Origin of the sequence: Mesorhizobium sp. M7D.F.Ca.US.004.01.2.1, assembly GCF_003997785.1 — a bacterium.
In the GTDB taxonomy this organism is placed as follows: Bacteria; Pseudomonadota; Alphaproteobacteria; order Rhizobiales; family Rhizobiaceae; genus Mesorhizobium; species Mesorhizobium loti.
The window spans coordinates 1-482 of sequence record NZ_RZRQ01000759.1 but is presented as its reverse complement, the minus strand read 5'-3'; the positions used below and the strand labels follow the sequence as shown (position 1 = coordinate 482).

Sequence of the window (482 nt, the reverse complement as noted above, 5' to 3'; positions counted from 1 at the left end):
CTCAAGGACTTTCCGGCCGATCAGCGTCCCCCCGTCGCGATCCCCTTCTTCGCCTTCCGGATTATGGTCGGCTGCGGCATTCTGATGCTTGGCCTCGTCCTTGTCGGCGGATGGCTTCGCTGGCGCGGCCGTCTGGACGCGTCGCCGGCCTTTCTCTCGATCACCCAGATCGCGGCGCCCATCGGCTTCGTGGCGGTCATCGCAGGCTGGATCACCACCGAGGTTGGACGTCAGCCCTGGACAGTATACGGCCTTCTGCGCACGGCGGACTCAGTGACACCTTCATTGACGGGCTTTGATGTGATGCTCTCGCTGATCGGCTACGTAGCGGTCTATCTCATCATCTATCCTGTGGGCCTCTTCCTCATGCTGCGCATTGTGCGCAAAGGCCCGGCAATTGCTGCCGAGATAGATGTGGAGATCGAGGGAGGACGGCCCGGGGCGCCGGTCCGCGCCGGAGCCGTCGAACTTCGAGAGGGCTG

The 482-nt window shown here is 63.5% G+C and carries 1 protein-coding gene; it reads left to right on the top strand.

Going from position 1 to position 482, the window contains the following annotated elements:
- Window positions 1–482: cytochrome ubiquinol oxidase subunit I (locus EN993_RS36660; protein WP_164758102.1), on the top strand; the 482-nt coding region annotated here is incomplete at both ends.